Origin of the sequence: Pseudomonas sp. DE0157 (assembly GCF_007678615.1) — a bacterium.
Lineage (GTDB): Bacteria > Pseudomonadota > Gammaproteobacteria > Pseudomonadales > Pseudomonadaceae > Aquipseudomonas > Aquipseudomonas parafulva_B.
In genome coordinates, this window is record NZ_VEJN01000036.1 from 1 (window position 1) to 1,502 (window position 1,502).

1 protein-coding gene is annotated in these 1,502 nt (G+C 58.4%); it reads right to left on the minus strand.

Features of this window, described 5'->3' with window-relative positions; all coding sequences use genetic code 11:
- On the minus strand, positions 1–1,502 hold a 1,502-nt coding region (locus FS777_RS21220), incomplete at both ends, for an immunoglobulin-like domain-containing protein (RefSeq protein ID WP_372239227.1).

The window sequence follows — 1,502 nt, forward strand, 5'->3', positions numbered from 1 at the left end:
ACTTCGTCGATGGTGTCGGTGACTTTGACCGACGCCTCGTTACCCAGTTGCAAGTTCTCGAAGGTGCGACCACCCGCGTCGGCTGCCGACTTGATGCCCAGGCTAATTTCGCCCGAGTCTTTATAAACGTCGTCGCCCTGTGCTGCGTGGGTGTACTGAACGCTGGTTTCGCCGGCCTTGATAGTGACCTTCTCGTTGTTGCTCAGGGTCACGACCAGATCATTGGCCAGTGCGGTATTCACGTGCACAGTGAACGTCGGCTTGACGTTCTCGGCGACAGAGGTCTGGTCGGCCGTGATGGTCACGTGGACCAGGTCGCCCTGGTTGCCAGTGCCAGGGACTCCCGAGCCTGGCTCGTCGGTAACCTGGGTGGTGACCGGAGTCTTGTCGAGCGTCAGCTGCTCGAACTTGCCAACATCTGCGCCGGCAACGGAGGCTATCGATTTGACGACCGGGTCATTTGCACCGACATAGACGTTGTCAGGCGCTGTGACGGTAACCGAACCGGTTGTCCCGTTGGCTGGGATGGTGATGACAGTTTTGCCATCGTCCAGGGTGAAGGTCAGCGCGCCGTGTTTGTCGATCGGCAAGCCATCTTTGTTGGTCAGGGTCACGGTGTAAGTGATCTGACCGCCTTCAGTGACCGAGTCGGTAGCGGTGAGCTTGGCTACAACTTCGTCGATGGTGTCAGTCACTTTGACCGAGGCATCGTTGCCCAGCTGCAGGTTTTCGAAGGTACGGCCGCCAGCGTCGGCTGCCGACTTGATGCCCAGGCTGATTTCGCCGGAGTCTTTGTAGACGTCGTCACCTTGGGCGGCATGCTCGTACGACACAGCAGTCTGACCAGCCTTGATGGTGACTTGAGCGTTGTTGCTCAGGGTCACGACCAGGTCGTTAGCCAGGGCTTTGTTGATCTGCACGGTGAACGTTGGTTTGACGTTCTCGGCAACAGAAGTTTGGTCGGCAGTGATGGTGACCAGAACTTGGTCGCCCTGGTTGCCCGTGCCTGGAGTACCCGAGCCTGGCTCGTCGGTAACCTGGGTGCTGACCGGCGTCTTATCGAGCGTTAGTTGCTCAAACTTACCAACGTCCGCACCAGCAACACTGGCGATCGATTTAACGACCGGATCGTTAGCACCGACATAGTCGTTGTCTGGCGCGGTCACAGTGACCGAACCGGTTGTGCCATTGGCTGGGATGGTGATGACGGTCTTGCCATCGTCCAGCGTGAAGGTCAGCGCGCCATGTTTGTCGATTGGCAAGCCGTCTTTGTTGGTCAGGGTCACGGTGTAAGTGATCTGACCGCCTTCAGTGACCGAGTCGGTTGCAGTGAGCTTGGCTACAACTTCGTCGATGGTGTCAGTCACTTTGACCGAGGCATCGTTACCCAGCTGCAGGTTCTCGAAGGTACGGCCGCCAGCGTCGGCTGCCGACTTGATGCCCAGGCTGATTTCGCCCGAGTCTTTGTAAACGTCGTCGCCCTGCGCTGCGTGCTCGTAGGA